The sequence below is a fragment of the Streptomyces sp. KR55 genome, assembly GCF_052245645.1.
Classification (GTDB): domain Bacteria; phylum Actinomycetota; class Actinomycetes; order Streptomycetales; family Streptomycetaceae; genus Streptomyces; species Streptomyces flavusporus.
Map to the genome: position 1 here is coordinate 16,491 of NZ_JBQQCE010000002.1, position 26,351 is coordinate 42,841.

Genomic DNA, 26,351 nt, shown 5'->3' on the forward strand with positions numbered 1-26,351 from the left:
TCCACGGAAGAGACGATGGACAAGCGGCCAACGTGCTACTTCCATTTCGTGTGGGGCGTAAGGGCCGTACTGCGGGACAACGGTGACTGTCCCCTGTGTGCGGACGCGCCCAGCAACGATGACCAACTAGGGGAGTATCGGCCGGACCCGTACGACGACGACTCAGACGACGATGACGATTGCTGGCACGAATGATGGGTTCGAAACGATGCGCCGCGTTCAATGCCCTCTGTCAAAAGCATGATGACGCGATAGGCCGAAAGCGCCCCATGCGAGAGGAAGCGGACGGGTTCGCATGGGTCCTCGAAACTGACGCGTTGAAAGCCCTGAAAAAGACCAAGGCGCGAGCGCTCAACATGCACTTAATCAAGTGTCGTGAGTGCGGATAGAGCGAAAACGCGAAAGCGCCCCCCTTGCCTGTGAGAGGCGAGGGGGGCGCTTTCATGTCCGCGGGTTACTTGACGACGCTGGGGGAGTCCTTGTCTCCAACGGGCTGCGCGAGCATGCCCCACACGGCCCGTACTCCGGCGCCCAGGGCTGCGCCTAGGGCAGCCTGAGACACGTCATAGCCGGACGCTGCCCAGGCTGCGAGCGCAGCGCCCAGGGCGCAGGCTGCGGCTTGCTCCGCGAGGCGCTTGAGGTACCTACTCATGACGTGACCTCCCCCGTGTGCAGGGTGATGGTTGTTGCGTTGATGGCTGCCTGTAGGGCGCCCAGGGCGCCGGACACGTCGAGCTGGGCGAGCGTGGCCGTGAGCGCGTCGAGCTGGGCGCGTACGTCCTTGAGGGCGGCATTGTTGGCCGCAGCGATGGCACGGACCGCGGAGAGTTCCGCCTCAAGCGCGCGGACGCGGTTCCCTGTGTCCTTGACCCAACTCTGTGGCTGCCACGTCTCGTTGCTCGCCCTGTCCGGCGCCGTGACCGGAGCGGCTATCTGGTCTGTCTTCCATACGGCGTCGTACACCTGTTGAGCGGTAAGCGCCATGGTGCTTTCTCCTGTGCCCGGAGTGCTGGGCGACGTAGCCGGCCGACCCTCCGCCCAGGCTCTAAGTGCCTCGCGCGATGGGAAGTTGCCTAGGTTCCGGTCAATCCCGCCAGTGATTGAGTATTGGTGGAAGAGCCACGGGTGAGTGATTCGCGGTTTCCCATCCGGGGCGCTTGGGTCCGCTATCCACAAACCGTCACCCGCATAGCTTGTCCGGTCACGGTTCAACCAATAGTCCCGGTTGCAATAGAGCACGATCCGATGCGAGGGGGCGAGCCTCTTGCACTCGCGGATGAACCTGTCTTTTTCCTCGTTGCTGGGCGCGCTCCCGTCCGGTGCAGCCTCCCAATCACAGGCCAAAATCTCGCCCCTGCGTGCGCCGGCCTTGCTTAGGAAGTAGGCCGCTTGAGCCTCCGGGTTGCCCTTTCTGAGGAAGTGATAGAACCCAACGACTAGCCCAGCGTCACGCGCTCGCGCTGCCTGGGCGGGTAGCTTGGGGTTGATGTACGACGTGCCCTCTGTGGCTTTGACGAACACAAAGTCAAGGCCCTTGAGGTCATAACTCGATGACTGGTATGAGGCGACGTCAACGCCCCTTATATATTCGGCCATTCGTCTACCTCACGACTGCCGTTGCCACGGCCGTGATGATGGACCCTGCGCTGAGTACGGCAGCCGTAGGGAGGGCGTAGCGCCAACGCTCAAGCGTTGTCAGCCTTTCCTCATGGCTCGCGGTTCCCTGCGCCTCTAGCGTGCGCAGGCGCCTTTCGTGGTCTTCCTGTTGCCGTAGCGCAAGGTCGAGTTTTGTTTCAATGCGGACAAGCAAGAGGCTTGTCTCTGCGTTGTCGGACATGGCGCCTCGCTAGTCCACAATGAACTCAAGGTGTAGGCGTACGTTTGAGTTGTTGCTGATATCTCCATTTGCGGTCCGCAGCGTTGTGATTCCATCGGTGCCCATAACAAAGCCACCCTCGGCAACGCCCGTGTCCCAGGTTCCGTTAATGGTTCCGCTCGTTGGGCGCCAACCACTCGGAGCGGTACCGCATTGGGTATCAGTGATGTTGCCCGACGTCGCCGTAATCGTGGCGCCCGTACGGTTCAGGTAGATATCCAAGACAACCATGTTGCCGACCCGGTAACCGGAGAACGAGTTAAGGGAAAACCCGGTTGCCGCCGTATATCCGGACGTCGTCTTTGTAGGCGTGTCATCCAAAAGGCGCGCAGCCGTAAGCAACATGCCTGATTTCCATGCAGTCACTTAGACACCCCCCAGGTACGGCACGTAATAGCGCTGCCAGAGGCTCACGGCTGCCCCAGAGGACTGCGCCTTAGTGACACCGTTGACAGAACGGGTGACCGTCATTATCTGGGGACTGATCACCCGGAAATTGTCGTATCGAATCGCAGGGTTGGTATTCGTGTTCCCGCTCGCGGATATCGAGCGCGTACCCATAAAGGTTGTCGTCGTCAGACTGCTGTCCGTAGTGGACAGGTCCCATGCGACCGACTCACTGTCAGAGGCAAGCCATAGCTTGGCCTTGAGGCTTGTCCCGGACACCTGAAAACGCATGCGGTAGAAGGTGCCTGCCACATGCGTAAGACCAGGAATGGTGACGCTCACTAGCTCTGTCTCGACCGCGGCAACCCGCTTGCGGATAGACAGGGTGATGGACGCGTCCGTGTTGAACGCAGCGCGAGCCGTATAGAGATTGTCCGAGTCATTGTGTCGAGCCGTAAGGCCACCTGAGAGAAACCCGCCCGTGGCGAGCGCGCTAGTGGCTATGGACACGTACCCGTCAAAGTCGGCGAACGACGAACTCAAGAACGTACGCCGTGACGCATTGACTGTGGCCAAGGTGTGCGAGCCGTAGCCGGACCCAACGGAATAGTCCGCGGAGGTTCCTCCGCCCGTACTCCAAGAGCCTCCGACGTCTGCCGCTCCCCATCCGTTGGATACCGTGCCGCTAAAGTCATCGGCTGCGTAACCAGTGCACGCGGTAACGGTCATGCGCTCGCCGGCCACGCGCACATCAAACGGAAAGTCGGAGGCGCTATCAGTCGAGTCGACCCACTCAGGGCCGGACGTCGTGAGCACAAATGCAGTCGTCGCGCTCGACGTCATGGCGGAGGCGAGTTCGGACCCTGCCGTATCCGCTCGCGCAGTGCCCACCTGGGCGACGCTTGACCATGGGGCCCCAGGTGTGCAGTTATAGGTAAGATCCCATTCGTATTGCTTGATGACCTCCGTGTAACCCTGTACGAGCAAATCGATTTGGTCGGGCGGGAGCCACGCAGGCAGACCCGAGACTGTGACTCTGTCGCCAATGTCGACCGCGGTAGCGTCATTGATGAGCGAGGGGCCTGCGGCCAAATCGACATGCAGCGTCGGGTAACGCGCCTCATCCCAGGTGCCCAGCATCAAGAGCCATTCGGCCATGTTTGCGGGTTGGGTGTCGTTGTAGAAATTGAACTCCCGAGAGTCCTGGTATCTGCCAACCCCATTGGGGGGCGCCTGCGTGGACAGGGCGCCAGAAAACAACTCCGCCATGGCGGAGGCCCCATCCTTACGGCTCGCCGTGATTTCGTTCTTTACTAGTTGGTCATCATCGACAGGCTTGAACGGGGGCGCCACGTGTCCCGCAGTCTGGTAATTGAGGGCGAGACGGACCCTTTGGGTGTAGAGAGAGGACGCGTCCCGGTAGATCAGTCCAGCAACTGAGCGTTGCTCATAGAGAATGCCTCCGTCTGCCTCCGCACAGTCCTTGAGAATGTCGAGCAAAGCCGCGGGTTTCTGTGGCCCTAGCTGCGCCTGTATGTCCGGGTCACCAAAAACGGCCATGGTTATGGATTCCTCATCTGCGAGGCGTGCGAGGCGGACGCCTGCGCGCTCGCCATTAAGGCCATGGTCGACGTCGTTATATGCAGACGTGTTCCGCGGAGAAAACACGCTCACATGACCAATGGCCATGCTCCCCAACTCGGATGAGTAGCCGGAATCCCCAGGGGGCGAACTCACGCCCGTAACCCTGCCAACGGTTCCCGCATAGCTACCGCTCGCCTGTCCTCCGGCGCCTCCAATGTTTATCCAGTCGGATACGTAATCGACATTGCCGCCGTTCTGTATGACGTTGAGTTGCCAACGATTCCAGCGCCCGTCACTCAGGTCCGACCCAACGGACCGCGCGTCATTGACGACAAGAATTCCGTCATCGTTATACCCGAGGATGCGCGCGTTAGTGTGCCCAGACAGTTGCAGGTACCAAGTGCGTACCGTGCCTGTGCCCTGAATGGAAAGCACCGTTCGATACGTCGTTGTCTCGGCATTGAGGTTGTAGACGAACTCAACTTGCCAACTCGTCTGCGTCGAGCTGGGCGCAGGCACAACCCCGGAGAGGCTTGCGCCTGTGGTGATAGTGGGGAGCGCGCTCGACCCTGCCAACGTGTCGTTAGCGGCAAAGGAAAGTCCCGACGTCGTCATGTTCTCGACGCCTGCCACGGCGGAGTAGGCAACCGTCGAGTTGGCGCCATCCTCCATGGTCCAGTAGGCCAAGGGCGAGAGTGTTGGTATGCGTCGGGTAAGCGTCGACTTGATGGGCGAGTTGCCCTGAGACAGCCTGCGGAGGATGCCGGACGCTGTGACCTGCGTGTAGACGTCCTGTCCGGACACGTCCCATTCAGCCGGCCACTCGCTCACCTCGCCCACAAAGCGGACCTTGCGATTGGTGAGCGTCGCTCCCCCGGCTACGGTCCAAGTGAGTCCGGCACTGTCCGCAAAGGATGTCGTGCCGCTCGCCTGGGCGGAGAAATCCGGGTTGGCAACGATGCTGCCGTTGATGCCGTTCCGAACCTGGGCGGCATGGACCAAGCCTGTAGCTCGACCAAACGTGAACGTCGATGCGTCGCCAATCTTGAGGGCAGTGTTCGAGTTGGCGATAGAGGTTGTTCCCGCAGTCGTGATGGCGTCGCCCAGTTGTGCCCAAGTGCCGCTCATCGTGTCCGCGGTATAGAACGTGACAACGTTGCTTCCTGCTCCGTCGTTCACGTCGAGCGTGACGCGTACGGCCATGCGGGTTGTGGGTCCGGCAGGCAGGGGGATTGTCGAGCTAACGCCCGTTGAGTTGGTTCCGTCTGCGGACCACTCAAAGAACAAGTGATAGTCACGAACCGCAAGTAGCCATGACTTGTTGGGTGCCGCGTCGAACTTTGCTATCAAGTCGACGTGATTGAATATGGATGTGTCGCCCTCCGGGTCAAGCCAATTGCTCAGCGTGGCGTCGAGCCTTACGTCAAGGTCTCCTGTGATATCCAATGCGGCAGTGTCGGGAGTGCTTGCCCAATCGCCAACGGCGCCCGGTAGGTCGAGCGCCGTTGAGCCTGCGTTCACGGATACCCGGATGGGGGTATTCCTTCCAATCTTTCCGAAGTAGATTCCAGTGGGATTGCGGGGGGAGTATTTGCCCATACGGTTGTTGAGCGTGAGCGTGCAACGCGTTGGGTCTACGTCCTCCCCGTTATTGGTTCTGCCGCGTGTGATGGTGATGGGATCACGCTCGTACACGTCGGACGTGATATCGGCCCACGCGCCATCAATGAACAGTTCCGTTCTCGACGTCAGAGGGATGGTTGGGAAAGTCACGCGCTCCCCCTCCCTAGCGCCTTCTGGACGTTGCCCCCGGATATCCGCTGAATCTCTCCGCGCAGAGGGTCAATGAGGACGGAGGCCAACACGCGTGCGTCCACAACCAAGTTGGCTTGCATGGGGCGCGCAGGCGTCGAGCCACCCGAGGCGCCGAACACGGGCGTTGTTCCGCCTCGCGTCGGTGCCGCAGCTCCCTCGCGCATGGGCTTGACCATGTCGAGCGCCCAACGGCGTAGGTCCGTTTCGAGCTTGGGTGTCTTGCGCTTGATGCCTTGCCAGAGTCCGGAGGGCACGTGTGCCCCAACCTCATTGGCCATGAGGGTTGAGGGCGACTTGATGCCAAGAGCTTTGCGGATGGATTTAGCCATGTGCTTGGCTATCTTTTCCATCTGCTTTTCGATGGCTTTCTCTTGGCTCTGTAGGCCCTTTACGAGACCCTGTGCAGCCTTGATTCCCGCGTCATACGCTCCGTGTCCTGCCGCGGAACCGGCCTGTCCCGCAGCCTTGACCAATGCGGCTTGCTGCCCATTGATGGCCTTGACTTGCTGGGCGCTCGCAGTCGATAGCGCCTGCGCGGAGGCCATGCCGCCCTCAACGCCTGCGTTGGCTATCTGTGTGATCAGGTCACCTCGAACGCCTTTCTTGCGTAGGGCGTTGAGGAGAGACGCGAACTTGAGCGCATCCGCAGTCTTCTTTTTGAGGCCATCAAGGATGTTCATCGCACCCATACCGCGCTGCGAATCCTCGCCAACCATGGACGTGATATCGGCGCCACCCAGGATGTTGGACTTAACGTTGGCCGCGAGATCGCTGCGCGCCTTGATTAGGTCCGCCACCTTCTTTTGGGCAGCCTTGAGCTTGGCCGCAACGCTCGCTTGCTTATTGGCGAGGGAGACAAGCCGCTTAGTGTCGTCGTGTATGACGTCGAGCGCCTTATTCCTCGCCCTGCCTGGGCGCATCGAGTGGCGGACGATATCCGCGAGTTTCTTGGACGCTGCCTTGACTTGTTTCGCGCTGCTTGTCAGGCCAACGACTAGACCCTTTGCAATCCAACGGCCCTGGGCTGCGGTGACCTTGGAGGGCGAAAAAATAGACAGGGCGTTGTCGATGGCGCCCTTTACGGTGTCAACGGCAAAGCTCTTGACCTTGGACCACAGCCAACCGCCCATGCCCTTGATGCCATTCCACAGGCCCTGAATTACGGACTTGCCCTTGTCGTACAGGAGCGATCCGAGCGAGCCGATACCGCGGGAGATTCGCCCAGGCAAGCCGCGTACCCAAGTCACTAGGGACGAGGCGACGCGGATACTACCGCTCTTGATCTTGTCCCAATGCTTGATGATCAGTCCGGGCAAAGTCCAGTTGAGGAAGAAAGAAACGATCTTCCCAGGTATGCCCTTGACCCAAGAGACAACGGCATTCCAGACCCGGACCGTTCCCGCCTTGATCTTGTCCCAATGCTTGATGACCAATCCGGCAATGGTCCAATTCAGGAAGAATTGCCAGACCCTTTGCCCGATAGACTTGATGTGGCCCCAAAGCCAATTCCAAATCCGGGCCGTCCAAGCCTTGACCTTGTCCCAGTTGGCCACGATGGCAACGACCAACGCCACGACTGCGGCAATGACCCAACCGATAGGACCCATGGCGGTAATCCACGAATAGGCCATGGTTGCCGCCCAGACGACTGCGCGAGCAGCCATGAGAGCGAACTGAGCAACCGCCGTAACGGCTGCGCGCACGACTGCGGCAACCCATGTGGCGATACCGGTGAGGGCGGAGCCGACCCATGCCGCCGCAGTCGTAGCCGCGGAGACTACGGCTGCCCCTGCCGTACGGGCCATGGCCATAAGGCCAACCGACATGAGACGCAGGTAGCCGGCCACGGAGCGCCAGAGGGCGCTTTGGCGTACGGTCTCGGCTGCCGTGGCAATGGCCGTGTACGTGGCGTACACGCGCTGAGCAACGGCAACCGTCATGACTGCCCCTGCCACCACTCCAAGGACAGACGCGAGCCCCATCATGAGGCCCTGGTTATTCATGCCGAACTTGACGAACTCGCCCCCGACTTCCCCCAGCTTGTGAACGACCTTGCGCTTAAAGGTCTCAAGCGCAGCCGCGGGATTGTCGCCAACAGTCTTGGTCATCTTGTCGGCTGCGCCGGACACGTCGCCCAGGGCGGCAACCGCCTTGGACGGATCGATGGACAAGAGCGCCTTAGACAAGTCCTCGGACTGCGTGCCTAGAACCGCTTGGGCGAGCGCGTAACGCTTGGTTGGGTCCTCAACCGCACGGACCTTGTCAAGGATCGTGTCGAGCGCCTGTGTGGCCGTAGGGCCACCCTTGGCAAAAGCGGCAGCCATGTCCTTACCGTTGACGCCAATCTTTTTCAGCGCCTCCGCCGCGGACCCATCCTGTACGCGAATGTTTAGCTCTTTCATGGCGTCGGCAACAACGTCCGCGTCACGCGCGCCACCTTGGAGACCCTGTTTCAGAATCCCCATTGCCGCCTGCCCGTTTAGCCCCAGGTCTCTAAACTGAGTGCTGTACTCGTTGAAGGTGTCGAGCAGATCACCCGCTTTATCAACGCCACCTTGGAAACCCTTTGTCAGAATGTCGAGCGCTTCCCCAGCGTTCTTGGCCAACCCGGTTTTGATCATCTGGCCAACGGCGTTGGATACGGGCCCAACTTCCTGGTCAAAGGTTTGGGCGAGCGCGAGAACCTTGGTAGTGACTCCTTCGATTCCGCCCTTGACGTCGCTCACGTCGCCTATCTGCTGATAGACGCTGCGTACCGCTTCATTGACGGTTTCCGTCGAGTCGCCCCAGGCCTTCATGTAGACGTTGGCGGACACCTTGGAAAGCTCCGCAGCCTTAGCCGGCCCAATGCCCAACTGTGCCGCTAGCTTGTCGTTTGCCGCCTCTACGTTGAGGTTTTCAGCGATGCCGATTCCTAGCCCTGCGGCTACGCCTGCGCCGATGGCTGCGGAGGCTGTAGACAGCCGCTCTTGCATGGCTTGAATTTCGGGGCTCGCCTCATCACGCGCAATGAGACGAAAGATCAGGGAAGTGTCGGAGGCCACGGGATCACCTCCGATTCAACTGGGCTTCCGCCTCATCAAGTTGTTTCTTGTATTCGTCTAGCCAATCCAACAGGGCGTCCTCTTGCTCGACGTCGAGTAGCGGCCATTCCCAGGGGCGCACTCCCAACAGATGGGCAGCGTTCCCGAGTTGGCTTAGTCGGCGAGCGGCAGACTTGCTTTTCCCTCTTCCTCGCTCTCATCGATGGCCGTTTCTATCTGCTCATCGAGAGTGGCGAGGGTTGCCGCGCGCTCATCCCCAGACGTGTTCTCTGAGACTGCCTCACGCATTTTCTGTAGCTCTTGCTTGCTGTACTCCAGCTTGAGTTCATCCCAAGCAAAGTCGACCGCATCCCATTTGAGGGTTGGGTGTTCGCGCTTGAGGAACATATAGAGCAAGGCTCTACGGCAGAGGGAATTCCCGGACAGTACGGCGCTTGTGAAGTCGGAAAAGTCCTTGCCTGTCTTCCGCTCCAACATTTCCCGTTCGGCGCTCATGAGCTTCCGCGGGTTGTACTTAAACCGCGTCGGCTGTTCCGAACCTTCCGGGTGATAGATCAGGTACATAGGCTCATTCCCTTACTCGACTTGCTATGCGCCTCGCCATGTCGTCAATGACCTTGGCGACTGCCTCACGCGCCTCGGGAGCGACGCCCTGTATTGCGTTGTCGAACCAGCCGATTTTGCCGAACTGGACGCGCCACACGTCGTTGCCCCATGACTGCGTGCGCCACCCCTTACGGGAGTTCGTGCGCTTGGGTGCGTTGCTGAAATTCCGAATGCGCGGAGTGCGCTTGGCTCGGATACTCGCTCCGGGGTTGCGCATCGTCAGATCAATGCGCGGTTGGACGCCTCGCGCGATAGCCGGCCGGAGCGCTGGGGACGTCCCAGAACCCTGCGCAGGAATGGCTAGAGCTGCGTTCCTCGCCCTGTCCGCACGTGGCTTGAGAACGGCTTGCAGCTCTTTCCTGAGTTCCTTGCGCAGGGTCCTTGCGTCTGCCTCTTCACGGATGGCGCGCAGTAGGGAGCGCAGTCCCTCTTGCGTCACCTCAACGCCAACGGGCCCGTCCGCCATGGCTTACGCCGTGGCGCGCGTGACAACGCCCGACGTCGGAAAGCTCACGGACTGCGATGCCTCATCTCCGACGCCTCCGCTAATGGGCTTGAGTTCCTTGATCAGAACGCTTCCGGTCCACTTGGGGTTAGAGGTACCGACAGCCGCGGATGTTGGCCTGACTTCAAAGGTGACGACCGTTCCGAACAACGGCCAAAGGATTGAGTCAAGCGCGCTCGCGGCAAAGTCCTGCTTAAACTCGATTGCGAGTCCGCCGCTTTTGAGTCCGCCGATGAGTTGCTTCCATCCCTGGGACCCGTACGTTGTGACGTCCTTTTCGTCAACCTCAACGGTGAGTTCGCCCTTATTCGTGTAGGCGCTTAGGTCCGTTCCATTGAGGGAGACAAATTCACTCGTGAGAACCATAAAGGCCATGAGGGTTGCACCCCTTACTGAATGCCGAATGCCACGGCAAAGAGGAAACTTGGAGTCGTACCGGCAATGGTCCACTTGACGCGGTACCAAGAGTCAGTAATTGCCGTGCCATCCGTCCGCAGGATCTGACCACTAATGGCGTTGGCTTGCGTGAAAGTGAGCTGAGTAATGGGGGACGCAAACCCGCTATCTGCGTCGGACTCAATGACTACGTCGAGAGTTGGAGTCGTGCCCGATACGGAGAGGACGTGAAGGGAGGCATAAAGCCTCTTGCCCGCAGCCACGGCGCCCAGGTTGACGCCCGACCCATTGCCGCTCGACGTGCGCGCGGTTCCGTAGTGGTGGCCGAACTGTCCGCGGACAAGTGGCCATGTGCTCGACGCCTTGCCGGACCATGGGGCAATGTCGCCCACTTGACCCATGAACTTGTATTCCGACTGCAAGGCGTTGAGGAAATAGGCAAGGTTCCCAACGGCGCCACCTACCGGCCCAATGGTCCAAGGTCCGGTGCCGCCTAGGTTCGTCCAGTTGGCGTTATCGACCTTGCTTGCGTCGAGCGCTTCCCAGAAACCCTCTCCGGTTACCTGGGCGGAGCCTAGTCCGCCCATGACCTCTTTCCAGCCGTTAGAGCCGTAAGTGGTCTTGTCCTTTTCTTCGACTTCCGCGGCTAGCTCGACCTTGTTTGAGGCGCCGGTTAGGTCTGCCCCTACGGCAAACAGGCGGACGTCGGTAAGCGTGATGAATGACATTTACGCGCTCCCGTCGCCGATCACTTCTATCGCGAGTTCGGCGCCTAGGTATTGGACGCCGTTGTGTTCGTAGAGGCGTAGCCCTTGCATGCGCGTGACTCGGAAGTCATGGGCAAAGCCGTTTAGGGCAGCGCTACCGGGGGCGCCTCGCGCGTCTTCTATGACGTCCTTGAGGGACGCAGGGCCGGAACCGCTCATCATGGCGTCGAGTAGCTTTTGCCCGGACAGGTCATCGGCTCGACTCACGAGAACGCGCGCCGTGAACGTGATTACGTCGAGCTTGCGTTTCATGACCTTGTCAAACTCGATGGTGTAATCAGCGATAAAGAAACACGGTTGGTTTACGGCATCCGGCATGTAGCCGGTACACGTGAGCGAGGCATTGGGGAGGACAACCGCGGAGGCTGCAAGCGCGAGTTGCGCCCGGACGTTGTAGATATCCACGCGCCCCCCTAAAACCCAGGCAGCATGAACCGTTTGATCAGTTCATGGACGTCGGGATCTATTCGCCCCACACGGACCGCTCCCCATTCCGCGGAGCCTAGAACTCCCTCCGGGGAGTCCTTGCGCTTAAAGAGGCGTAGGGCCTGCAAGATGGCGGCCTGTGTGACTTCCTCCGGCACAGCCGGCCAACCCCACCGCGCGGTTACGCGAACTCGCGCCGTACCGGTCGTACCCCATGTACCCGAGTAGCGGACTAGCCCGGTTATGGGGAGGCCGCGAGAGAGGGCGTTCTCTGGCCATGTCTCGTAATCCGTGATGGCGCTGTAGGTACCGCCCACGTCGCCTGTCTCGACCACAAGCCCTGTCGCTGAACCAATGTCATCGACTATCAAGAGTTGGCCAGTCTCGTAAGCGACCACTCGCAACTCAGGATTGAAGACGCGCGCGCTCGCGCTGCCATCGAGATAAAAGCGCCTGCCGCAGTTCCTATCGATCCCGCGGGACGCAGCCGCAATGGCAGCCGTGAGCAACGCGTCACGTGTCGAGTCGCTTGAGTTCAGAGCGAGTTTGAGGGTTGCGTTATCCGTGTACTCGTTGGCCACGGCCACTCACCCCCCTAACGGGTCTCGACGCCTGCCTTGCGTCGAGTCGCTTTCTCCACACGGGGAGGGTCGGGCACGCGTTCCGCCATGCCGCAGCTGCAAAGGGTCTCCCCCTCGCCCTCTGGAATCTCGACAATGGCGCCACGCTTGGGCCATGGCTTGCCGTTTCGTGTCCCGGAGATATCGCCCAGGATGCGAATACGCATGGGGTGACCTCCGTTAGTCCGCGGCAATGATTCCGGCGCTGCGCAGGGCGGCAAGGATGTTGTTGATAGCCGCTTGAACGGTGGCGTCATATGTGGCGCCTACGTTGGCAATTGCAGCGCCATGCACCCATTGCAACGAGTCCTCATCAAACGTCTTGGGTTCTCCGGCCATGGGATCACTCCTAAAAGAAAGGTCCGGCCGTACTGAGTACGGCCGGACCAATGGGGAGGGCGACGATTACGCAGCGCCCTGGAATACCTTCACGGCGCCTGTGAGGTCGACAAGCGCAGCGTCCGCGCGGAGTAGCGCGCGGAAAGTGACAAGGTCGGTGTTGAATGCGAAATCGTCGCTCCGCTCGAATCGGATTCCACCCGCGAGGCGGACGAAATACTGACTCATGTCACCGAAAACGACGCTCTTGGCGCTCGACCCAACCGCGGCAACGTTAGGGTCAGTGACGATGGGCTTACCCAACAGGAGATCCGGCGCCCCTGCCACAAGAGAGGGTTGCCAAATGTACTGGCCATCCGTCGACTTGAGCTTACGAATGTTGCCAAGGGTGGCGTCCTTGACAGTCCAGAAACACGACGACGACGCGCGGTAAGGTGCAATCACGCTGTACTGGAGGTCAATGAGATCGTCTGCCGTAATCGCTCCGCCTGCCGTGGCGCCTGTCTTGCCAACGGTGGCGTCGGTTACTACGCCTCGCGGCTGTCCGGTACCAGTACCGGTCACCATGTGGGCGCCAAACGCGTTGCCCAGCGCGCGGCCGGCCTGCATCGAGAGGTACCCCTCAAGGTCGACCCCTGCGTCTGTGAGCAGTTCTCGGCTGACCTGAATCAGCGTGCCGTACTTGAACGCCCCTAGGGTCACCTGTCCAAAGGCAGGGTCAGACTCGGAGATTGCCGCAGCCTCCGTGACGATTGCCGCGGAACTGTGCGCCGTTGTCTTGGGAACCTGAATCGATTCCCCGGAGGACGTGTTGAGTACGGTCGGGTTGGTCTGGAGTACCGCGGACGTTTCGATGAGGTGAGCCATAAGGCGCTCATAGAAACCGGTCGGCACGAGGTTGCCGCCTGCGCCTGCCGTGAGCTTGCTCAAGTCACGGTAGTTGACGGGACCGTTGGGGACGACGTCGTAATACCGCGCGCCCTCTCCGCGGAGGAACGCGCGCAGCTCGTCATTGCCCTGCGCCTGCGGACCGTTGCCACTCTGCTTACGCGGCTCGCCCCGGAGCTTGGCCATGGCATCCTCTGCATCCTTGGCCCTCTGCTCACCGTCAATGACGTTCTTGATGCGCTTGTCCAGCGCGTCAAGCTCCGCATTGAGCGACTGCCACTCTCCCTCTTCCTCCCCGGAGAGGGCGCGGTTTTCGTCCGCGGCACGGTCGGCAATTGCCTTTGCTTGCTCCCACACATTCTCGCGCCTCTCGCGGAGGCGCTTTACCATCTCTGACATCAGAGAACTCCCGTCGGAAAGAGTCGATTTCCAACGGGAGTCCGCAGCGCCCAGCGCCCCTAATGGGGCACCAATGGCCGTCGCCCTCTGCAAACGGCTGTCGCTTGATCCCTGCCCGTGTCACGCATGCCGACGGGGTGTCCAATCGGCAGATACCGGCGTAGCCGGCCCCGGTCGCTAAACCGGTGCGCCAATGCTTTGTTCAGTTATGCGTAAGGGTCCTTCTGTCGCGCAAGTAGCGCCATACGTGCCGCAGCGCCGTATGTCTTCTTTCGGGGCGCGCTTGGCCTGTCTGAGCGCTGGAAGAACTTCCGCAGCTCATCCCGCTCCGCCATCGATCGCACTTCCTCAACGTCCGCCCCGACGTGTCGCGCGAGCGAGCGCAAACCCGCGGTCGAGTCGGGATATGCGGGAGTGTTCACGGGGGCGACGTCAACGAGTCGGACCTTTAGCAGAGTGCGCATGGGGAAACCCTGATCGGTCGTACCCCAATCGTCTTCCATGGTCTGAAAGGCGAACGACGACTTACGCACATCGCCTCTCTGTACCAATTCCAGAATGTCCGCGCGCGCCTTTGGAGGGTCCACCTCATAGTCAAGGCCAGTGCCATCAATGCCCAAGCGGAGCGTTCCGCCTCCGGTCGAGCCAAGCAACATGTTGTCATCGTGGTTATAGCGAGCGATGACGTCCGGCCAACCGTCGCCACGCGAGGCGTTGAATGCCGCAGGGTCCACAACCTCTACGAATCCGCCGAGATTGTGACTCTGCCGGTTGAACACGGCGGCATAGCCACCGATGCTCTTCCGTTCCTGTTGCGCTCGCAGCTCGACCGCTACCTTTGTGAAGCGCCTTTCAATATCGGCCATGGCGGAGACTCCCTTTACTACGCAGCTTTGTTGTCTGTGGGTCCTGGGCTAGGGAGTCCGTACGCCTGCCCCTCGCCATTGGGCAGGGGCGGCAAGTCCTCAAGCGCCCGGATTTCGTCACGGCTCCGCCACCCTTGGCCAAGGGCCATGCCATGAGCCGTGTAGCGGTCGATAAGGCTTGTGCGAATCATCGCGTCAACGTTGAACTTGACGAACTCCCGCCCAGGCATGAGCGCTGAGAACACAGTCTCCAGTCGGACCAACCATGGGCGTAGCGTGATATTCACTAGCTGAATGGCGTTCTGTTCAGGGGAACTGTAGGAAAGCGGTCCGCCCGAGTCGCCCCCGACCATTTCCGCGGGAACGCCAAAGATCGCAGCCACTTGCGTTGCGTTGAGCCTCATTGTCTCGATGAACTGAGACTCTTCCGGCGAGACCTGTAGCGCGTTGAAATCCCAGTCATTACCAAAGACCAGAGGCTTTCGGCTGCGCATGGCGGATGACAGACGATTCTGAATCTCTTTGGATTCGTCCGGGTTAATAGTCTTGGCGTTGTTCCGCATCGTCGCAGGGGGCGTACCGCCATTGTCGAACCAACTCAGTCCGTACTCTGTGGCGCTGAGACCTACTCCGATGGTTTGGGCGAATGCCTGTATTGGCGAGAGTCCGCAGACGCGCCCAGGCATGGTGACCCAAGTTATGTGCACGATGTCTTCCCGCGGTACCTCCGTGCCTTGCCAGTAGTACACGGGGAGGGTCGGGCGTGATTCGTCCACCCATACCTCATCGGGGTGCAACCATTCGATCATCGTTGGAAACTCGAATGCGTCGCGTTGCACGACCAACCCGTATGCGTTGCCGCGGAGCGCGAGGGACACAACGCATTTATGGAGCCACTGAAAGAGGTTGTCTCGTGCGGCAGGCGCCCAGAACAGTTGGGGGATAAATGAGACTTGCTCGCGCTGGGCGCCGTTGCGCCGGTATAGCTGAATCGGCAGGCTCGCCACACTGTCCGCGAGGATGCGCACGCACGCGAACACGGGGATGAGAGAGATTGCCCTCTCCGTCGTCACGACCGTTGGGCGCCTGGGGCCTCCCGCCACCCATGGCAGTGACGTGATGGCGCGCGACTCAAGGAAGCGTGTCCAGAGGCGCCGGAACGTATCTGCGAACTGAGACATGGGCGCCCCCTAAAGAACCGAATCAAGGACGTCGTAATCCGCCTGGGCGACGTCCTCACGCAGCCGCAGCGCCCATAGGGCGTGCGTCGCTGCGACCAACGGGGAAATGTCGACGGACTCTGAGCGCGAGCGCGACCATGCCCAGGCGTCCGTGAGAGGGCGCGTGCGCGCGCCGTTCATGGCGCCCGTGAGGGGCGGTTGGTCAACGTGCACGATCGTGCCTCGCCTCACGGCGTCGGCGAACTGTCCGCAGGCAACGGCCACATCGGGCGTGCGCAACAGGGCTAGGTCTCCCCGTAGCGGCTTCTCAGGGTCCTCCGGGGGCGTGATGCCGTAGCCGGCCAACTCGCCCACGAGAGAGGCGACAGGGCCCTTTGTGTCGATGGCTATGGCGATTGGGTCCCACACGTCCCGGAGCCTCGCGAGCGCAGGCGCTATCCAGTCGGTACCGGGACGTCGGTCCACTAGCTCAACGTGCACGCGTCCGTCCGGCAGGACGGAGGCAGCCGATATGGACGACCAATCCCGCAGGGTCGAGACCTCCGCGGCGAACGCAAGGCGCGAGGCGTCCGGGCGGGAGTCGGGTACGACGCATCGCGCCCATTCGTCCCTGGGAACGTTTGGGTCCGCAGGGGGGCGAGCCGTTTTCGTCCGGTTGAGATAGGCCCTGTCGAACTCCGCATCATCCATCGAGTCAAGCTCAGTGCGGATGATCTCAGGGGTAACCGTGTAGCCCAGCGCAGGCATGCACATAAACCACGTGGCCGGATCATCCCTGGGATATTCGTCCGGCGCGAACCACTCGAAGTAGGCAACCGCAGGCCACTCGCCGGTAAGCCAAGCGCGCTCGATGAGTTCGCGTCCCGCTTTCCGCTTTTCGTTAAGGAAAGCGCTTTGTTCCGTGCCCCCCGCGGACGCCCACCACATTTGGGCGTTGTCGCGAGTGAGCATGGCAGGCGACATGGCTTGCTCAACCCTGTCGTCTTTATGGGCAAAACTCTCATCGATGACGCCCAGGTCTAGGGGCGGACCGTGTCCCGCTTTCTCTGTCGTACTGACGATGCCCAACCGGCTGCGCGTCGACTTCCAGATGATCGCCTCATTGCCGGTTGTCTTCCGCGGGTGATACCGACCCTTGAGTTGCGACGCATCCATTTTCGCTAGGAACTCATCCTCCCAGCGTTTCCGCGCGTCTATTCGAGTCTGAGCCGTATAAGACACGTTCTGTCGATCCCAAGCCATGATCCGATGGACCATGACGGTTAGGACCGTTTCCGTTTTGCCTTGCTGCCGCGGGACGGAAAGCCCAACCTTGCGATACGCGAGGCGCCCGGTAGCGGGATCGATCTCAAGGGCGACGTCGAGCACGTACCTTTGCCACGGCATGGGGGGCGAGCCGACCAATGCGGCCATGACCTTTGCAGCTTTGGGCCCCAGCGTCGGACGCGCCCAGTTGCGAGGCGTTCCCCACCGCGGAGGACAGGTCAATCCGTACGCCTCGCGGAGCGAGTCAACGTAATCAGTCGGGGGCGCCCAGGTCCCCAAACTCATCGTCATGAGCGCCCCCCGCATGTCCGTCGCTGAGTTGCTGCAAGGACAGGCGCAGCTCACGTGACAGGGCAGCCATTTGCCGCCCCTCCGGTCCGCCTCCGTCGTCAAGCTCCGCGGCTACTCGGTACGCGAGTTCCGCGAGGGTCCTTTCAGTGCCGAGCAACTCGCCCATGGCTGCAATGTCCGCCCTCACGGCGCGCTCAATGGGGCCCATGCTTTGCACCCCCTTTGACCTGCGCGGATTCGGATTGGGCGCGCAGCCGACCTTGATCACTCCGGCCGAACTCGCCCCCCGCAAAAAAATGGAAGTTGGGGCCGGGGCTGCCAAGCGTGCGCCACCAAAAAACCGCGTCGCTGCGGCGTCGAGCTGGGGCGCGTCGAGTTGGGCCAGGTGCTCGACGTCGAGCGAGGGGCACCCCTTGCGACCTGCGCTTATGCGACCGCGGATGCGCCGGCCTCCGCTCTACGTGGCGTGCCGATAGCCTCCCCGCATGGGTGACGCACGTTGGCGGGACAATGAGGGGTACCTAGATGCGGACGCGTTGGAGGCGTACGCGCGTGAGCATGGGTGCTTGCCCCCGGAGGTCAACGCGGATGAGCTGCGAGGGGTGGACAGGGTGCGCGCCCTGGGCGCCTTGCTTCGTGCTCGCCACGTGGACCAGGGTTAGGGCTGCGCGTACCAATCGACTGACGTGCGCAGCCGCTCACACTCGCTCGGTAGCTTGTCGCGTTTCTCGTTGTTGCACAGGCGCAGGCAGGTGGGGCAGCCGCGTACTCCGTGGATGGGGCCCAAGTTGTCGAGCGCGTACGGATCTCCTCCGCGGCTCACGGGGATGATGTGGTCTGCTGCGTCTGCGCCTGAGTGTCCGCACCATATGCAGGCGTCGGAGGCTGCAAGGACCCTTGCTCTGTTCTCTCTGTACCTGCGTTCTGTGAGTTCCTTACGCCCTGCCATGGCGCCCCCCTCCGGGCATGCATAAGGCCCCTGTCCCGTGCGAGGGGTCAGGGGCCTTATGCCTGGGCGCTCAACGGCGGGTGAGCGTCCAAGCTGTGTCCGGGCATGCCGAACGCGCCTCAATAGTGCACTTGATCAGTTCGAATCGTCAAGCGGCTGCCTGGGGGCGAGGAAAGCGCACAGGCGGAGGCTCCGGGAGAGGGGGGCACTCTGCCTCTGAGTGGCACGCAGGGCCGCACAGATGGCCATATCGGGGGAGTTCGTCAAGGTCCCAGCGTGCCCCCCAGTGACCACGTTTTCCGTGCCTCTGTATGCGCCCCTCTCGTGCCCATCGGTACAGCACTTCCCTTGGCCTACCGGTCCACAGTTCCGCGCAGGCGGTATCGACCAAGCGCCGTTTAACTGACTTGCTCATTCAGGCCCCTGTAATAGTCCTCAATCTGTTGCCACGTGTATTCCATGCCGCATGGCGGGGACTCGCCTATTCGACCTATGCACACAGCTGAGCCATTGTGCAGTTTCAGGGCGCCTGCGCATTCGCCACACACGGCGCCTCGCACGATGGATGACGGAGGGACGTCATAGCCGAGAATGGCGCGCGCTCGACGTACCCAGGTTCTTACGGTCCGCTTGATTTCGTCGGACAGGTCGAGCGCATCGAGATTGCCGGGGAACGGACTCTCGACCCGTGTTGCGGAGCGTCCTCCGTGATCATCCGCGGTAGCCGGCGCGGCTATGGCCGCTTGCAACTGAGCGATCAGGGGGGCGTGCCGCACTGTCTTGACGCGTCTCTCCAAGGTGCTGGGACAGTCGCACTCCGCCCAGGTGGGGCGCGAGGCTCGACAGTCCTCCGTGTGCGTCACAACGCGTAGGTCGTACTCAATGCGCTCATCAAACCCGCTCACTAGCGGCTCAACGAGATTGGCTATGTACTCAAGGTCAGTGCTCATTGCCTCTCGACTTCCGGGCACACGTCATGTACGGCCCATATGTACGTTCCGCATTCGATGCCCCAATGAGGCTCGCGTGGCTCGATGAGCCTGCGGCACGTGTCGCAACGGACAGGTCTAGAACGGTGGGGGATCACAGGTGTTGCACGACGTTGGTTCGTCCCCCTGCGAGCCTCTGAGACAGAGGGGCGGTCCGGGCGCCCAGTAGCGCTCACAGGGGGACGCAGAGGGACCGCAGGCGCCTCGCGGAACGCCCGAGCGTCCATCGGGTGACCTCCGCACGCATGGGCGCCCAGTAGGGGCGTAGCGCGCTCGACGTCGCCCAGGGTGGCCACCTTGAGCGCCTGGGCGCGTCCGGCTGCGTAGCTCACTTTGTAGGCCACCTGTCCGGCCGTGAGGCGCGCACGCAGCTCGACCGCGGACAGGGGCGTTGTGTCGACTCCCGCCCATCCTCCGCTCACTAGGGCCGTGAGGACGTAGGCGCCACATCTGACGCAGTTGCCCAGGCGTGGAGGCGTATCTATTAGGTGTTGCGTCATAGATCATTCTCCGTACCTGTCCGTGAAAACCTGTCCCACCTGTCCCCCCTATAGAGGGGGGGACCGGACGGACAGGTCAGACAGGCGGACGGGACAGTTTTGAAAACCTGTCCGGGACAGGTCTGAGCTGGGCAAATGAGGAAACCTGTCCCCATGATCCGGGACAGGTGGCTTTTCGACCTGTCCCCATGATCCGGGACAGGTCTACGGTTACGGAGAGTGTTTTTCGCCCTCTGGTAGCGGCAATTCGACGTCCGTAACCTGGGCGCTCATTTCCGGCTGCCTTTGCGCCTCGCGCTTTTTCCGGTACGCAATGGCAGGCGCAAGAACAGTGTTGCCTATGGCTATCTGCCTGTCTGTGAGCCATGCGCGCATCCTGTCTCTTCCTAGGTCTAGTGGCGCGTTGTGCTTGTCGAGCAATTGGACAGCGTGGCTTACGGCAGGGTCCAAACCCGGTATGCCGAACACTGCCTGTTGCTCCGGGACAAGGACGATGGACGTTTCCGGCTGCCCGTTCTTCCGCGTCATGCCCTGTACGGCCACGACGCGAGGCAAGAGCCGTATCTCTTGGGAGTCGTCATCGTCCTTGGTCTTGTCGATACGAATGCTGACTACGCGGTCCGCCCCTTTCCCTTCCTTTTTCGTCAGTAGCTCTGTCTGGACTGCGCCCAGCATGTTTGAGGCTCCGCGGCCATGCTCCCCTTGGTGGCCTGTGTGGTGGACGAGTAGCGCGCACGCCTCCGACTCCCGCGCAAGGCGCTCGATGCGTTGAAAGATGACGCTCATACGCTCGTTGCTCGATTCCTCAATGCCGACTGTGGCGCGAGCCTGCGTGTCTACGACGACAAGGGCAGGGCGGAGGCGCTTACACGCTTCCTCCAACACAAGCCACTCGACGCCGGCCACCTGAATTGGCCTGGGGAGGAAGTGCACCCCAGACATACGGCAGCCGCGTTCTTGCTCCCATGCCCGGACGCGCTTTTTGATGCCCCCTGCGCCCTCCGCCACTAGATAGATGACGTCCCCTTTGATGATGTCCCGCCCTGCCCATGACAAGCCATTGGCGACGCATCCGGCTATGTCGAGCGCCACAAAGGATTTCATCGAGCCTGGGCGCCCGTTGATACGCGCCACGGTCGAGCGGTACAAGAGTCCGTCGACTACTGGGGATAGTTCCTCAATGTCGTCTAGCGAGTCCGTTGTCAGTGTCTCGGACATGAGCGCGTCGACTAGTTCGGCCACGCGAGCGCGTTGGTTCTCTTCCTCAATCGTGAGGGCGCGCTCTTTGGCCCTGTTGTATGAGGCAATCTCCTTTGCTTTGTCTATCTCGGCTGCCTCGCGCCTGTGCGCCTCTATGAGCGCCTGCGTTTTGTCGTCTGCATTGGTGAGAGGGAGCTTTTCAGAGAGAACGCTCACTAGGCGCCGGACGTCATCGTTGAAACTCTCTAGTGGCGCAGCCTCCGGATTGAGTAGCCACCAAAGGGCTAGCCGCGCGTTTATCTCCGATTGGGGAAGTTCCGGATTCCCCTGCGGTTGAATCGACACTGTCACCCCTGCCCCTGCCGTTAGACGTATGGGGCAGGGATGATCTCTATTCCGGTCCATGCCCAGGGACACAGAGGACGCTGAGCAAAGAGCTTGTGTGTTTTAGTCCACCTGAATCGGGCGCCCCTGTAGTCGATGCTCACGCAGTCGCGTACAACGAACCTGCGCGCCTTATCCGCGTCATCGGCAATTGCCCTGATCTTGCCGTCAACGGCAATCACCCATCCGCCCTCATTGGTGCTGTCCATGTTGCTGCGTCCTCCGTGCGCTTCCCTACGCGCCTCCGATATTGGTTCCGTGTCTGGGGGACGTCCCTAGACGTGATCTTTCCGGCTGCCCATAGGACGCTCACGGCGTGAGGCTCCGTCCATGACATACAGGCGTCGAGCAACCGGCTAGGTTGCTGCGACTTGTACGGGCTGCGCTCGCCCTTGATGAGCGCCCGTATCGAGTCGACGTGTTCACGCGCGAGCCTCCGCGGCAGACGTCGAGCCGTGGCCCTGTCCGGGCGTATGGCGCCTCTCTTGAGGCCCTGCGCCACGGCTGCCCCATTGCTCGATACGCCGTACTTGCGCCGAACCTCAAGCAACCCGTTCCGTACCGCTTGGAGGCTCACACAGAGGCGGTCGGCAGCCTCTTGGAACGTCTCTCCGTCCGCCATGGCCTGTAGGAAGTCGAGTTGTTGAGGCGTCGGACGGTAGGCAATCGGATGCCCTATGACCACGTAGTTTTGCCGTGTGCGCTTGCGCCGGCCAGCACGTGAGTTGGGGTTCCGCGGCTTGTGCGGTCCGGTCCATTCGAGCTGTTCCCACCATGGCCGTTGGGGCGCTACATGGCGCCTCGCTTCCGCGCGCCTCGCGTCCGCCTCGCGCTTCCTCGCCTGCGCGCAGGGGCGACACCTACGGCGCCATTGGCCGCGCGTCATGTCGAAGTACGCGTAATAGTTCTCAGGGTTCTCAAAGCTGTGCAGCCCGTTGCCGCACACGTTTTGCCGTGACCTAGGCATCCTCGCCCCCTTCCTCTGGTCGGGGCGCAGGTGGGCGGAGGGACCCTTTACAGGTCACCTCCGCCCAACCGTCGCCCTTGTGCGTGACATGTGGCGCGAGGCGCCCGTTAGGGCGCAGCTCGACGTCACGGTTGCAGACTGCGCAGTAAGCCCAATCAACGTTCCCCAGGTCTCCCCTGGGGTTGAGGGTCATAGTCGTTTCCTCCGTCCGACACACATACTGTGTCGCCCTTGAAAAGCACTTCCGCATTGAACTCGCGAGCCTGCCCAACCCACTTGGCATTGGGCCACGTGATAGCCACGGACCTACCGCAGTCGGGACACGTCCATATCTCGATGACGCCATGGCTAGCCGAGGGAGAGAGCCTGTGCACGCGTACCCCTCGCCTCCGGAACGGCCATCGGCCAACTGCGCCCCTTCCAATAGAGGGGGACTACGTCACACGTGAATAGCCCTGTCCGGCCGTGGCGCCACGATTCGGACTCGCGCCCAGGCCAACCGCGGACTACCCATTGTTTGCAATGCACGCATCTCATGGCGCCTCATCCCTGCGTCTGTCGACGTATCCGCCTGGGCATATCGAACGTTCTTGAGGTTCGCCCAAGACTGCGCTTATAGCGGATGACATGAAGTGAGGGGCAACCTTGCCGCCTCGCACAACTGCGATATGCCGTACCTCAGTTGGTCCGGCTACCTGTCCGCACCCTGGGCAGTAATAGCGGCTATGCCTCACTCGCATCGTTGGCGCCCTCCGCCCAGACAATGAGCGTCCGGTATCCGTCCGCCATGCCCTCTGCGCGCTGCCTGTCCGCGTAGCGCTTGCTTGCGCTCCGCGATGCGCCCTCGCCCGGTATCCGGTAGTCGAGCCGTACGGCAGCTAGCTCTAGGTCTGCGAGGCGCTTACGCAGTTCGGCTATGACCAGTGGGTGAATGCTCATAGCTCCCCCTCGCGTCCGCAGTCGCCACACTTGGCCCGGACTTCCCCTGTCTCGTTGGCATGCTCGAATACCTCTTGCCAGTCGTAGGCATGCCTCCCGAGCACGTGACAACGCACCCAAAGGGCCATCCTGCGGTAGCCGGCCAACGCCTTTCCGATCACGTTTCCTCCGTTCCATGGGGGCGCCTCCGGTAATGCCTGCGTGGCGTCGGGTTGTTGCGAGGGTCCGGGTTGGGTACCTCTCCGCGGAGGTATGCGCCGTACGCTCGCGCCCCCTCGATGGCGCGCAATAGCTCTGTGGTGGCGTCGAATGCCTCGCGGACGCTCAACAGGCAAAGCTCTTCACCGACTTGAATGACGACGTGTTCGCCATCATGAGCAATTTTCATTGCACCCCCCACGCAAACACTTGGGCGAGGCTGCGACGAATCGGCGAACCAAGGTCGAGCACTCCGGACAGAGTTGCGCCTTAACCTCCGCCTCCGCGTACCGGTCACGGCCCATGGCAAGGCGCTGCCAATCCTGGGGCAGCGCCGGGAAGTAGTCGCTTGCGAAGGTTGCCGTATCCGGGATATCGCGCGTGGCTCCGCACCGGTCGCACTTGACTTGATAGCTCATTGGGCGCTGCCCTCCGGGAACACGAATTGAGGGTCAAAGAGGCAGGACAGCGGCACGGTTCGCCATTCGATATTGAGGTCTAGCCGTGACGCTATGGCCTCCGCAATGGTCTGCCGGAGCGCGCGTTCTATCTGTTCACGGATTGCAAGATCATTCCACAGGGGCGCCGGTACATGGTTTACGGCCATGATCTTCTCCCCGTTCCAAACGGCCGATGCGCGGACAACTACCGGGTCATCAGCCATCAGAAACGCCCCCCTGTCAGGAAGTGCGCGAACAGCCACGCGAGGGATAGCAACAGGAGAGTCCGCCTAAAGCCAACCCAACCAACGCGCCTCTTGTCGCGTATGGCGAACCAACGCCATATGTGCTCGCTCAACGTGTCGCCACGCTCTTTGTTGACCAATGCGGCTAGCTCGACAAGGGCGCAGGCACCCAAGAGGGACACCCAAGCCCAAGACCAAATGGACATGACTAACTGACCTCCGTTCGTAACGGTTGTGCGACAGAAAGGCGCCCAAGCCTGCTTGCAATGTTGCAAGTAGCTTTAAGGCGCGCTAGGTTGGGAGCCCCAACAGGGACACGGAGCCGGCCACGGCACACGAGAGAGGGGCACGAAATGAGCGACAAGGTTTGGGGAGTCACCAAGAGCAACTCGACGCTTGGCCACGCTTTCCCGGAGGCAACGGAGGGCAAGGCCACGTGCAACCGGCGGACCGTTCCGGGGGGCGTCCTGGTCACCCGTGAGGTACTGGAAGCCAACCCGGGCGTCCGCATCTGCGAGCGCTGCGCGTTCCGTATGGCTCACCTCGCGCGCAAGGCGGAGGAAGAGCGCAACCCGATTCAGGCGCTCACGCCCGTGGAAGCCATGGCGAGCGTTGCCAACGCGGACGGGTACGTGATGTATGAGGGCAACGCGAACAAGCTGCGGAAGCCGTCCGGTTACGCCTCGGTCGTTCGGTTCGCAGACCTGGGCGGGAACCTCTTTGCTCTCCGTGACAAGAACGGCCGGGTTGAGTGCCGTGTGAAGGGCACGACCAAGCTCTACGTCCGGCGCGTCCCGGAGGGATACGACGCCATGGTTGAGCGTGCCGCGGAGCGTGCGGAGGCCCTTGCCGAGTCGTTCACGCTCACGGAGGTTGCCGCCCCTATCGCCCAGGCGGAGCGTCGCACGGGGGATGCGCCCCAGCTCGACGCCCAGGCGGAGGGCGACGATGTCACCGTGTCCGCGCAGGACATTGCGGACGCTGCCCTTGGGGCGTGCGAGTGGACGCCCGAGCAGATTGCCGACGCTGCCCAGGCGGAGGCTCTTGTTGTCGAGACTGCGGAGGCGCTTACCAAGGAAGCCGCCAAGGTGGACCAGGGCGAGGCGGAGGCGGTAAAGGCTGCCGACCGATTCATTGAGCGCGAGGCGCCCCGTGTGGCTGCGTTGCTGGCCGATGGCGCCCGGTACGCGGTTGGCCAAACGGTCGACTACACCCGCGGAGGCGACGTTCCCGCGAGCATCCCCAACGGGCGCGTTGAGGTCACGCGGGTTGTCGACCATGGCCCGGAGGCGGCATACCGCGAGGGTGGGCGCTTCACCTACGTCGTGCGGATTCCGGGCGTGCCCCAGGCCACGCAGGGCGCGTCAGAGGGCGAACTGAGCGCCGTTGAGGGCGCTCCGCAGCTCGACCCCGAGGAAGTCACGCGCGCCCAGGCGGAGGCTGCGCGCGAGGCGGACGCGCGAGGGGAGCGCGCGGAGGCGGAGGCACGCGAGGCTGCGAGGCTGCGCCTTGAGGCCCTGCGTGCTCCGGAGGTTGAGGCGGACGCGCCTTTCAAGGGCACGCACCGGAACGTGAGTTACATGATCACGATGGCGCCCAACGAAAAGGCGCGCGCCTCTTGGCAGCGCGTTGCGCTCGCCTCTTGGTTCGCCGCTCAGGTGAAGGCGCACGCCCAGGCCAATTCCGCCAACGGTTGGGACGTCGTCATTGAGTCCTGGGACGATGGCGAATTCAACGTGATGATGTTGGAGGCTGCGCCGCAGTCCACAGAGGAAGCTATTGCACACGTCCGCTCGCTCATGGTCGAGTCGTACCGCGAGCGCGAGGCGGACGCCTTGATTTCCGCCTGGGGTTTCTGACCCATCGAGCTTTTCCGGCGCCCCTGCCAGTGCGAGAGGCAGGGGCGCCGTTGCGTTGGGCTAACCGTCGCTACCGGGGGGCACGCAAGCGTCCGCGAGTTCGCTGAGGGTCGAGAACGGAGGACAGTCCATCACCCAACACTGCCTGTCTTCCTGCCACTTGGCACCCTCAACGGCGCTGCGAGCCTCCGCGCTCAAGTCTTGCGACAACAGGTATTCACGCACCGTGTTACTGATCAGGCAGGGTGGAACCGCGCTCTTACGCGGCTCGACGTCTGCCCCCCTTGTCTTGGCCATGTGATCACTCCATAGATAGGCAACGGCGCCCCTCGCCCGACGCGGGGGGCACCTACGCATATGGGTTCGTGGGCGAGGGGGAACGGCATTCTTCAACTTGGCACCACTCATGCCGCGGATGATTCCAC

Annotated in this window: 20 protein-coding genes and 1 pseudogene; 1 reads left to right on the plus strand and 20 read right to left on the minus strand. The window is 61.8% G+C overall.

The genetic code is table 11. From position 1 onward, the window contains the following. Positions 1-454: 454 nt before the first annotated feature. From ACTWQJ_RS00425 to ACTWQJ_RS00520, 20 genes and pseudogenes are all read right to left on the minus strand, one after another. Complete coding sequence (locus ACTWQJ_RS00425; protein ID WP_443304592.1) at positions 455-652, minus strand: hypothetical protein; 198 nt, start codon at positions 650-652, stop codon at positions 455-457. After that, positions 649-984, minus strand: coding sequence for a hypothetical protein (locus ACTWQJ_RS00430; protein WP_443304634.1), 336 nt, complete (start codon positions 982-984; stop codon positions 649-651). Before ACTWQJ_RS00430 ends, ACTWQJ_RS00425 begins: the two co-directional genes overlap by 4 nt. Before the next feature lie 120 nt (positions 985-1,104). Then, positions 1,105-1,596, minus strand: a pseudogene (locus ACTWQJ_RS00435) (GH25 family lysozyme); the annotation flags it as partial. A gap of 250 nt (positions 1,597-1,846) precedes the next feature. After that, complete coding sequence (locus ACTWQJ_RS00440; RefSeq protein ID WP_443304593.1) at positions 1,847-2,242, minus strand: hypothetical protein; 396 nt, start codon at positions 2,240-2,242, stop codon at positions 1,847-1,849. Next, a complete protein-coding gene (locus ACTWQJ_RS00445) occupies positions 2,243-5,620 on the minus strand; it encodes a hypothetical protein (protein WP_443304594.1) in 3,378 nt (1,125 codons plus the stop codon). After that, positions 5,617-8,706: a phage tail tape measure protein gene (locus ACTWQJ_RS00450; protein WP_443304595.1), complete on the minus strand. Its 3,090-nt coding sequence runs from the start codon at positions 8,704-8,706 to the stop codon at positions 5,617-5,619. The genes ACTWQJ_RS00445 and ACTWQJ_RS00450 overlap by 4 nt, the downstream gene beginning before the upstream one ends. 153 nt (positions 8,707-8,859) lie before the next feature. Then, the gene (locus tag ACTWQJ_RS00455; RefSeq protein WP_443304596.1) at positions 8,860-9,270 is read right to left on the minus strand and encodes a hypothetical protein; all 411 of its coding nucleotides are present in this window, start codon (positions 9,268-9,270) and stop codon (positions 8,860-8,862) included. A gap of 511 nt (positions 9,271-9,781) precedes the next feature. Next, positions 9,782-10,192 (minus strand): hypothetical protein, encoded by a 411-nt coding sequence (locus ACTWQJ_RS00460; RefSeq protein WP_443304597.1) that lies wholly within the window; start codon positions 10,190-10,192, stop codon positions 9,782-9,784. A 14-nt stretch (positions 10,193-10,206) separates the two neighbouring features. Continuing rightward, a complete protein-coding gene (locus ACTWQJ_RS00465) occupies positions 10,207-10,941 on the minus strand; it encodes a hypothetical protein (RefSeq protein WP_443304598.1) in 735 nt (244 codons plus the stop codon). Continuing rightward, the gene (locus ACTWQJ_RS00470) at positions 10,942-11,385 is read right to left on the minus strand and encodes a hypothetical protein (protein WP_443304599.1); all 444 of its coding nucleotides are present in this window, start codon (positions 11,383-11,385) and stop codon (positions 10,942-10,944) included. An 8-nt stretch (positions 11,386-11,393) separates the two neighbouring features. Then, positions 11,394-11,987, minus strand: coding sequence for a phage gp6-like head-tail connector protein (locus tag ACTWQJ_RS00475; protein WP_443304600.1), 594 nt, complete (start codon positions 11,985-11,987; stop codon positions 11,394-11,396). A gap of 219 nt (positions 11,988-12,206) precedes the next feature. Further along, positions 12,207-12,365, minus strand: coding sequence for a hypothetical protein (locus tag ACTWQJ_RS00480; RefSeq protein WP_443304601.1), 159 nt, complete (start codon positions 12,363-12,365; stop codon positions 12,207-12,209). A 66-nt stretch (positions 12,366-12,431) separates the two neighbouring features. Then, positions 12,432-13,652, minus strand: a complete 1,221-nt coding sequence (locus ACTWQJ_RS00485; protein ID WP_443304602.1) for a phage major capsid protein — start codon at positions 13,650-13,652, stop codon at positions 12,432-12,434. Positions 13,653-13,858: 206 nt separating this feature from the next. Then, positions 13,859-14,518: an HK97 family phage prohead protease gene (locus ACTWQJ_RS00490; protein WP_443304603.1), complete on the minus strand. Its 660-nt coding sequence runs from the start codon at positions 14,516-14,518 to the stop codon at positions 13,859-13,861. Positions 14,519-14,535: 17 nt separating this feature from the next. Further along, a complete protein-coding gene (locus ACTWQJ_RS00495) occupies positions 14,536-15,699 on the minus strand; it encodes a phage portal protein (RefSeq protein ID WP_443304604.1) in 1,164 nt (387 codons plus the stop codon). 9 nt (positions 15,700-15,708) lie between these two features. Then, positions 15,709-17,112, minus strand: a complete 1,404-nt coding sequence (locus tag ACTWQJ_RS00500) for a terminase large subunit domain-containing protein (RefSeq protein WP_443304605.1) — start codon at positions 17,110-17,112, stop codon at positions 15,709-15,711. Between the two features lie 1,491 nt (positions 17,113-18,603). Beyond that, positions 18,604-19,155, minus strand: coding sequence for a DUF7341 domain-containing protein (locus ACTWQJ_RS00505; protein WP_443304606.1), 552 nt, complete (start codon positions 19,153-19,155; stop codon positions 18,604-18,606). Positions 19,156-19,904: 749 nt separating this feature from the next. Beyond that, complete coding sequence (locus ACTWQJ_RS00510; protein WP_443304607.1) at positions 19,905-21,245, minus strand: AAA family ATPase; 1,341 nt, start codon at positions 21,243-21,245, stop codon at positions 19,905-19,907. Between the two features lie 1,723 nt (positions 21,246-22,968). Beyond that, on the minus strand, positions 22,969-23,184 hold the full coding sequence (locus ACTWQJ_RS00515) for a hypothetical protein (RefSeq protein WP_443304608.1): 216 nt from the start codon (positions 23,182-23,184) through the stop codon (positions 22,969-22,971). Positions 23,185-23,797: 613 nt separating this feature from the next. After that, the gene (locus ACTWQJ_RS00520) at positions 23,798-24,046 is read right to left on the minus strand and encodes a hypothetical protein (RefSeq protein ID WP_443304609.1); all 249 of its coding nucleotides are present in this window, start codon (positions 24,044-24,046) and stop codon (positions 23,798-23,800) included. 374 nt (positions 24,047-24,420) lie between these two features. On the opposite strand from ACTWQJ_RS00520, the gene ACTWQJ_RS00525 reads away from it, so the two are divergent. Beyond that, positions 24,421-25,926 (plus strand): hypothetical protein, encoded by a 1,506-nt coding sequence (locus ACTWQJ_RS00525; RefSeq protein ID WP_443304610.1) that lies wholly within the window; start codon positions 24,421-24,423, stop codon positions 25,924-25,926. Positions 25,927-26,351: the final 425 nt, after the last annotated feature.

What these genes read in the sequence shown, in the direction of transcription:
- ACTWQJ_RS00480 (WP_443304601.1), bottom strand. Translation starts at nt 12,365, where the DNA reads ATGGCCGGAGAACCCAAGACGTTTGATGAGGACTCGTTGCAATGGGTG.
- ACTWQJ_RS00490 (WP_443304603.1), bottom strand. Translation starts at nt 14,518, where the DNA reads ATGGCCGATATTGAAAGGCGCTTCACAAAGGTAGCGGTCGAGCTGCGA.
- ACTWQJ_RS00515 (WP_443304608.1), bottom strand. Translation starts at nt 23,184, where the DNA reads ATGAGCATTCACCCACTGGTCATAGCCGAACTGCGTAAGCGCCTCGCA.
- ACTWQJ_RS00455 (WP_443304596.1), bottom strand. Translation starts at nt 9,270, where the DNA reads ATGTACCTGATCTATCACCCGGAAGGTTCGGAACAGCCGACGCGGTTT.
- ACTWQJ_RS00500 (WP_443304605.1), bottom strand. Translation starts at nt 17,112, where the DNA reads ATGGCCGCATTGGTCGGCTCGCCCCCCATGCCGTGGCAAAGGTACGTG.
- ACTWQJ_RS00485 (WP_443304602.1), bottom strand. Translation starts at nt 13,652, where the DNA reads ATGTCAGAGATGGTAAAGCGCCTCCGCGAGAGGCGCGAGAATGTGTGG.
- ACTWQJ_RS00495 (WP_443304604.1), bottom strand. Translation starts at nt 15,699, where the DNA reads ATGTCTCAGTTCGCAGATACGTTCCGGCGCCTCTGGACACGCTTCCTT.
- ACTWQJ_RS00465 (WP_443304598.1), bottom strand. Translation starts at nt 10,941, where the DNA reads ATGTCATTCATCACGCTTACCGACGTCCGCCTGTTTGCCGTAGGGGCA.
- ACTWQJ_RS00430 (WP_443304634.1), bottom strand. Translation starts at nt 984, where the DNA reads ATGGCGCTTACCGCTCAACAGGTGTACGACGCCGTATGGAAGACAGAC.
- ACTWQJ_RS00460 (WP_443304597.1), bottom strand. Translation starts at nt 10,192, where the DNA reads ATGGCCTTTATGGTTCTCACGAGTGAATTTGTCTCCCTCAATGGAACG.
- ACTWQJ_RS00425 (WP_443304592.1), bottom strand. Translation starts at nt 652, where the DNA reads ATGAGTAGGTACCTCAAGCGCCTCGCGGAGCAAGCCGCAGCCTGCGCC.
- ACTWQJ_RS00520 (WP_443304609.1), bottom strand. Translation starts at nt 24,046, where the DNA reads ATGGCTGATGACCCGGTAGTTGTCCGCGCATCGGCCGTTTGGAACGGG.
- ACTWQJ_RS00505 (WP_443304606.1), bottom strand. Translation starts at nt 19,155, where the DNA reads ATGAGCACTGACCTTGAGTACATAGCCAATCTCGTTGAGCCGCTAGTG.
- ACTWQJ_RS00525 (WP_443304610.1), top strand. Translation starts at nt 24,421, where the DNA reads ATGAGCGACAAGGTTTGGGGAGTCACCAAGAGCAACTCGACGCTTGGC.